The 7,066-nt window shown below is 41.0% G+C and carries 9 protein-coding genes; 4 read left to right on the forward strand and 5 right to left on the reverse strand.

Features of this window, described 5'->3' with window-relative positions:
- Window positions 1-165: 165 nt before the first annotated feature.
- Both ACFQ38_RS11855 and ACFQ38_RS11860 read right to left on the reverse strand, forming a co-directional pair.
- Window positions 166-318 carry a hypothetical protein gene (locus tag ACFQ38_RS11855; protein WP_336823867.1) on the reverse strand — a complete coding sequence of 51 codons (153 nt, stop codon included), beginning with the start codon at window positions 316-318 and terminating at the stop codon, window positions 166-168.
- 47 nt (window positions 319-365) lie between these two features.
- A complete protein-coding gene (locus tag ACFQ38_RS11860; RefSeq protein WP_336823868.1) occupies window positions 366-569 on the reverse strand; it encodes a YheE family protein in 204 nt (67 codons plus the stop codon).
- Between the two features lie 52 nt (window positions 570-621).
- On the opposite strand from ACFQ38_RS11860, the gene ACFQ38_RS11865 reads away from it, so the two are divergent.
- Window positions 622-1,029, forward strand: coding sequence for a ferritin-like domain-containing protein (locus ACFQ38_RS11865; protein WP_336823869.1), 408 nt, complete (start codon window positions 622-624; stop codon window positions 1,027-1,029).
- 20 nt (window positions 1,030-1,049) lie between these two features.
- On the opposite strand, the gene ACFQ38_RS11870 is transcribed toward ACFQ38_RS11865, so the two are convergent.
- Genes ACFQ38_RS11870 through ACFQ38_RS11880 form a run of 3 tightly spaced genes read right to left on the reverse strand, consistent with a single transcriptional unit; the run spans window position 1,050 to window position 3,976 of the window.
- Window positions 1,050-1,850: an ABC transporter substrate-binding protein gene (locus ACFQ38_RS11870; protein ID WP_381481078.1), complete on the reverse strand. Its 801-nt coding sequence runs from the start codon at window positions 1,848-1,850 to the stop codon at window positions 1,050-1,052.
- Window positions 1,851-1,878: 28 nt separating this feature from the next.
- Window positions 1,879-2,916: a hypothetical protein gene (locus ACFQ38_RS11875; RefSeq protein WP_336823871.1), complete on the reverse strand. Its 1,038-nt coding sequence runs from the start codon at window positions 2,914-2,916 to the stop codon at window positions 1,879-1,881.
- 37 nt (window positions 2,917-2,953) lie between these two features.
- Entirely contained in the window at window positions 2,954-3,976 is a 1,023-nt protein-coding gene (locus ACFQ38_RS11880) for a S66 family peptidase (protein WP_336823872.1), read from the reverse strand.
- A 722-nt stretch (window positions 3,977-4,698) separates the two neighbouring features.
- Here ACFQ38_RS11880 and ACFQ38_RS11885 point away from each other — a divergent pair.
- The 3 genes from ACFQ38_RS11885 (at window position 4,699) to ACFQ38_RS11895 (ending at window position 6,966) form a co-directional block, all read left to right on the forward strand.
- Window positions 4,699-5,358 (forward strand): glyoxalase, encoded by a 660-nt coding sequence (locus ACFQ38_RS11885; RefSeq protein WP_336823873.1) that lies wholly within the window; start codon window positions 4,699-4,701, stop codon window positions 5,356-5,358.
- 87 nt (window positions 5,359-5,445) lie between these two features.
- Window positions 5,446-6,600: a DUF445 domain-containing protein gene (locus ACFQ38_RS11890; protein WP_381481080.1), complete on the forward strand. Its 1,155-nt coding sequence runs from the start codon at window positions 5,446-5,448 to the stop codon at window positions 6,598-6,600.
- A 12-nt stretch (window positions 6,601-6,612) separates the two neighbouring features.
- Entirely contained in the window at window positions 6,613-6,966 is a 354-nt protein-coding gene (locus tag ACFQ38_RS11895) for a YlbF family regulator (RefSeq protein ID WP_336823875.1), read from the forward strand.
- Window positions 6,967-7,066: the final 100 nt, after the last annotated feature.

The following is a 7,066-nucleotide window of genomic DNA, read 5'->3' on the forward strand; positions in this document are numbered from 1 at the left end:
CTGGAACGGAAAGCGACGGTTGTCAGGGGTTCCCCATTTATTCTCCAACCAGAAAGGGACTATCACAGAAAATCAGTTTTCACTGACTTTCTGGACAGCCCCCTAACATCACTTCTACACAATATTACGTTTTATGGTCTTCAAATTAGAATAACTTTTTTAGCATTATTGCCCTCTTTTATACTGTGTTTCTTTCCACGCATTTTGCTCATTCGGCACTCTGCTTTTATCTTCAAAAACATTTTCGGTTTTTTGGTCTTGCACTTTTAATTGTTCTTGTTCTTTTCGCAATTGTTCAGGTGTTTTTTCTTTATCCATGCTGAACGCCTCCTTATTGAAAGGTAGTATATGCGAAAAGCGGTCAATCATTCATATACATGGAAAGTCATTAATTCGTGAATCATTTTTTTCACTTGGTCTTCGTCGGGTGGCGTTTCGCTGGTCCAATCTATCGTGCCGTCTGGCATATAGTCACCTGTGTATCGTTGGTTTTTGTAGAAGAATGAAAATGTCCAGCCGGGCAAATTGCCACCCGCGTACATTGGCTTGTAGCTATAGTGCTGTAACATTGGTAGGTCTCCTTTCATATGACTGCGCCCGTCCGCATAAAGTGAACAAAAGATGCGAAAGGGTGCTATTTTGTTTGCCAATCAATTGAAACAGGCGATTGAAGAGGAATACAAAGCCTATTACTTTTACCGATCTATGTACGAGCAAACACAAGATCCGCTATGGCGAGATTTCATCCAGCATATCTATGAAGATGAAAAAAGCCATTATGAAATGTTTCAACAACTCTATTATATGATGACTGGGACATTTGTTCAAAACCCTAAGAAGCCTGTGCCTTGCTACAATTTTAAAGAATGCGTGAAACAATCGTTAATTGATGAGTTGGAAGCGGTGGAAATGTATAAGGAAATGTTGCTGACGATTCCATTTCAGCAAGCATACAATCCTTTATTCATCGCGATGCACGATGAAATGGAGCATGCGATTCGGATGTCTACAATTTACAATGGCCTTTAAAGAAAAAACACGAGAGCAGCTCAGCCGTTGTCCTCGTGTTTTTCTGTATGAACAAATTGTTGCAAATATAAAGGAGCCTCGAGCATCCTCGGACCGTACCAAAACATTTCTCCATCAATTAAGAGCGGTTTTGTTTCAGGCAACATCCTCTTAAATTCCTCGAAATGCTTTTCTTTGAATGGGTATGGCTCAGTCGCTAAAAGGACATAATCTAATTTTGCTGCTGCAAAATCCTCTTCTGTTATGACTGGGTAGCGTCCTTCTTTCTGAATGAATGGATTGATCAATCCGATTTCATGTAAGACAGATTGAATATACGTATCGCGCCCAACTGCCATATACGGCTTTTTCCAAATGATATAAGCAGCTCGTTCGCCTTCCATTGAAGGAAGTGCGGAAAAACGATCTCGTATAGCAGTGCTTAACTGTTTGGCTTCTTCCTTCCTGTCCGTAAGCTCGCCCATATCCACAATCATGCGATGGGCTTCTTCGATGGACTGGACTTCAGCTACATAAACAGGATAATGCTCTTGTAATTCCGTGACAATCGCTTCGGTATTTTCTTCTTTTTCAACGATAATCAAGTCAGGCTTCACATCATGGATTTTATCGATTTTAATATCTTTTGTCCCGGCGACTGCGGGAATCTCTTTTACTTCCTCTTTAGGATAAATGCAAAACCTTGTCCGTCCGACAAGCTCTTCCTTCAAATTCAGAGAAAACAACGTATCTGTGATGCCGGGGCAGAGCGAGACAATCCGTTTAGGTGGATAATTGTAAGTGATTGTCCTTCCGACTCGGTCTGTCACTGTTTTTTGCAAGTAAATCACTTCTTTCATTGAACACAAATTATGGATTGACTACATTTTCAAAATAGGAAGCAACCTCTTTCGCTATTTTTTCAGGTTCCTTCAAAGAGAGCGGTTCCCCGTGCAAATAATTAAATACATTCATATCGCTCGTGTCCAACATGCCGATTGTCATTCGCGGAATAAGGCGTACGTGTATCCGTTCTCCAGGCTTTTTTTCGAGAGGGATAAATAAGCCCAAATTGAAACTTTCAACGCCATTTTTTAGGAAGTACGCAAAGAAGCGCTGCATATCATGCGCAAAATCATTCAGGTGGGCTTCTGTTAAATCGGCAAATGAATGCGCATCAAACACGCCGATAAAATCATAATGGCTTTTTGGCGCAAAAGCGTGCAAATAGCTAATAGAGCCGCTTCGGCCGATCCATCTTTCATCTTTTTCTTGTTCTATGCGGACAATTTCTTCAAAAAAGTTTATTCCTGTATTGTCATGGAGAATTTGTGCGTTATGTGCGATGGTAGCTTGATAATTCGTCGGATGTTCCGATAGGAGCACATGAATATGCGGATGGAGAATACTGCCCCCTGATGGCGGCAAGTAATTCCAGTTTATCGAAGCATAGGACGATTTTTGATCAAATTCAACAACCTTATCAATATATTGATGTGCAGCATGAAACGCATCGCGTATCCTTTTCGGTGTAAATTCATCTAATTTTACGAAGTGGTGATCCGTCATGCGGACGACTGCATTATGTTTGCTGTATGGAAATAAATTTGGGAATGCAACCGCTTCTCCTACTAAAATTCTTCCACCTTCAACTAATTCATCCGAAAAGCGAGGTGTTTTGCTAAACACATTTTCTTTACAAAACGGACATTTATCGCCTGAAGTTTCTTCGGCCATCTTACTGTAATCAGAAGGGACGAATGGTGCTCCTGGATCAAAAATGATGCGAGAACTTTCACCGGTGAGCGGGTCATATCGAACCTCAGTTTTTCTGTCAATTAGCTTGCCGTCTTGCATCGGATCATGGAACGTAAAAAATTCTTCTTCCTTTCGAAATGAAATGGACATGACAATCCTCCTCTTTTGATAAATTGGGATGAATAATTTAAGGCTTCAATAATGTAAAAACCGTAGCTTTGCCATTCTCTACTTTGACAGTGCCCTCAGCGCCATTTATTAGCGTAATTTGCGGCGGTACATGACCGATATCCGCGTCATAAACAATTGGAAGCCCCGTCAGTTCCTTCAGTCTTTCCATAGAATCGATGACAGTGAAATCTTCCGTCATTTGACCGGCAGGAGAACGGCCGAAAATGATTCCAGAGGCGTTGTCAAACCAGCCTGCGTAAAATAGCTGAACTACGCTGCGATGAAAGTCTGTTGCATTCAGTTCGCAGTTTTCCAAATACCATAGAATCGGCTCTCCGTTTAAAAACTGTTGCTGAAATGAACGGACATCGCCATATGGTGTTCCGGCTAAATGACGGATCGTATCCAGACAACCGCCTAAAAATCTTCCTGTCATTTCAGCAGAACGACCGCCGATCACTTTCCATTCAGTAATTGTATCGAAATGGAATACGTACGGATCTGGTTTAGCATCATGTTGCCATTTGGATTGATAGTTAGCTGAGGATTCCTGCTCGAACCCCATTCCTTCCGATGCACGAAGGAAGTCGATAAACTTGGATGTAACCGGGTCCCATTCATCGCTTCTTAAGTCAACTAAGTTTGTTCCGTGAGCTGTTGCGATTCCAGTCATAATTGTCAATGCGAAAAGGAAAGTGCTTGTGTCCGAGTAGCCAAGCATCCATTTTGGTTCGATCGCATCCCAATCGATGAGGGGCAATACTTCCGATAGAATTTCGCCGCCCCAAGGGGGAATGATCGCTTGGATTGCAGGGTCTTTGAACATTGCCATTAATTCTTTCGCTCGAACTTCTTTTGGCGCTGAAGCAGCTTTTTGCTGAGTCCATACCGTATCGCCTATACGCACATTGTATCCTCTGCGTTCCAATTGTTTTTTTGCCTGATTGATGAGCTCATGCAGTTCAGGTTCAACGCCGGAAGATGGGGCTGTCACACCAATCGTTTGCCCGGTTTGTAAGGGTAGTGGATAACGGATCAATGGAATAACCTCCTAACCAATCACGTCTGAGCGTGATTGCATTTGAATTTTTTGGCCACGCTTAAACATAAACCGCTGAAAATTAGGTACATCCCCTACAGACTTTGAGCCAATAGGGGGTGTTTGCAAAATTAGGTGTTACCCTCAGGCGGCGTTGGCATTGCCTATGTTTCATTGTTCGGAAGAAGTTAAATCATAACCGATTGAACAATAACATAGTTGAGTAAACTGAGACAGTAAATTTGAAGAGTTTTAGCCGAACGAAGATAAGTAAATATGTTACGATAGTTGTAGAGTAGTTTACCAATAATTTGAGCAATTGTCATTAACAAAATAGGCAGAATGATGAACGATTATGATGTTGCTGGAAATGGCATTCATCTATTGAAGGTAGATTTATGGAAGATCGCTTTTTTTGTATAACGAATAGAGGAGGAAAAGTGATGCTGAAACATAAAAAAAGTGTTTCTTTTCTGTATCGTTGTTTCAGCACTTTCAATATATTCCATAAACAGAATATGGGTACGGCTGGCAATCGAGTGGGTGTCTATTCATGGTGATCGAACATTGTCAACCGGCTTCTCTCTTCTGTCTCCCCATAATATGAAATTTGTTTTTTGGGATTTCGGAAATGTATTGATCAGTACTCTTATCTTATACGGCTGTACGATTGTTTTAATGAAAATGTGGAAACATAAAAAATCGAATAGGGGAATGTGATCATGTTCAAGAGTGTTACGTTGTATACGAATAAGCTGAAATCATTGAAACGTTTTTATATGAATTTACTGGAGTGGGATTTGGTCGAAGCCGATAACGACCGATTTACAGTGAAAGTCGGCAGTTCACAGCTATCCTTTGTTGAAAGCGAGCGGCCTTACTTTTATCATTTTGCAATCAATATACCCGGCAATCAATTTTCGATGATGAAATATTGGCTAAAAGACCGTGTGACGCTAAATCGGGAAGAAGGAAGAGATGAAGTTTACTTTCAAAGCTTTGATGCTGATTCAATGTATTTTGAAGATCCAGCAGGGAATATCGTTGAGTTGATCGGAAGGAGAAAACGAGATTTATTCGGAGATTTAACGAAAGAGTCATTTATCGATATAAGTGAAGTAGGAGTTGCAACACCTTACGTTACAGAAGTCGGTGAACTGCTTCAGGACAACGGCATCCCGCTGCGCAATGGAACTGAAGTGAATCCGGATGAATTGAATTTCTTAGGAAAGGATGACAAATTCGTCGTATTAGTTCCGCTTCATCGTCGCTGGTATTTTTCCAAAAAACAATCTGAAGTAGCTCCGCTTGAATTTACCGTTAACGAAAAGACATTCAAGATTGATGTCGAAGGGAAAATAGAGACTATAGAAGAAAATTAATGATTAGAAGTTAATGATTGTGTACCATATCTTTTTTCGGATGAAGGATGTTCTGTTATAATTGGAGCGGAATGAATCGGAAAAAAGGTGAAACGATTGAACTTTATATGGACAATAGTTTTTATGGCTGTCATTGGCGCAGTAATCGGCGGTTTTACGAACCATCTTGCGATTAAAATGCTTTTTCGGCCGCATGAAGCGAAGTATATCGGCAAATGGCGGCTTCCATTCACACCAGGGTTAATTCCTAAACGGCGGGATGAATTGGCAGTTCAGTTAGGGCGAACAGTGACGAATTATTTACTGACGCCTGAAACTTTCCGTAAAAAATTATTAACGCCTCAGATGGAAAAAAAAGCCGAGCAATTTATTCAAGAGAAGATTGAACAATATGTTTTTCAATCTGATCGTACGTTGAATGATTGGATTAGCCTGTCGGGAGCTGCTAATTTTGCTGAACAAGCGGAAGGGAAAGTTCTGTCTGTCATTGACAGCCGTTTGAATAACATGCGGGCAAAATTGACAACAGGTACAGTGGCGGAAGTTGTGCCGGAGAAATGGCAAGAACAGGCCGCGGAGCAAATACCGAAAATTACTGTTTATATGCTTGATCGTGCAAATCAGTATGTCAATTCGTTTGAAGGAAAAGTGATGTTTCAAAAATTGATTAATGATTTCCTGGAATCGAAAGGAACATTTGGTGGCGTGTTGAACATGTTCTTTGGGGATTCCAATTCCCTCGTTGAAAAAGTGCAACGCGAGGCAACGAAGTTCATTGAAGCACCGGGCACGAATCATTTGCTACGCACGATGATCGACAAGGAATTTAATAAGCTTAAAAATCGACCTGTCGATGAATTGTTGTCAGGGTTTGATTGGGATGGCGCATTTAACGCAGTTAAAGCATACGTTAAGAGAGAATTGGCTTTTTCTGACCGTTTTGATAAGACGATTCAAGATTATTTTCCGAACGGTGCTCAATGGACTGCTGAGAAAATCACGCCTAAATTGACGAGTTTCGCGTTTGATCAAGCGGAAAAGCAATTGGAAATCTCTCTAAGTAAGTTGAAGCTTGATGAAATCGTTAAAGAGCAGGTTGATTCATTTCCGGTGGCGGTGCTTGAAGATCTTGTATTAGGAATTTCAAGGCGCGAATTTAAGATGATTACGGTTTTAGGCGCTTTGTTAGGCGGCTTAATCGGAATCGTGCAAGGCGTAATTGTCTTGCTGACAAATTTATAGGGGGAACAGTAAATGACTGTTAATATTTATGATGACTTAAACAAATTAGAAGCGTCTCTACGTCAAACGAATGAGTTTGGAGAAGTACAAAAAGCGATCGAGGACGTTAAAGCAGATGAGGCGGCGTTGTCTCTTTTCACGAATTTCCGCAAAATCCAATTGAACTTGCAAGAAAAACAGATGGCTGGAGAGGAAATCTCACAAGAAGAGCTTGAATACGCACAAAAAACAGCCCAGTTAGCGCAGCAAAATGAAAAGATTATGGGCATGTTGCAAGCAGAGATGCAATTGAGCGGTTTAATTGAAGAAGTGAATCGTGTTCTCATGAAACCAGTACAACAATTATATGAATCAATGGTAGAGTAGGGGCTGTCCAGAAAGTCAGTGAAAACTGATTTTCTGTGATAGTCCCTTTCTGGTTGGAGAATAAATGGGGAACCCCTGACAACCGTCGCTTTCCGTTCCA

It is taken from the genome of Sporosarcina contaminans (assembly GCF_042679045.1).
Taxonomy (GTDB): domain Bacteria; phylum Bacillota; class Bacilli; order Bacillales_A; family Planococcaceae; genus Sporosarcina; species Sporosarcina contaminans.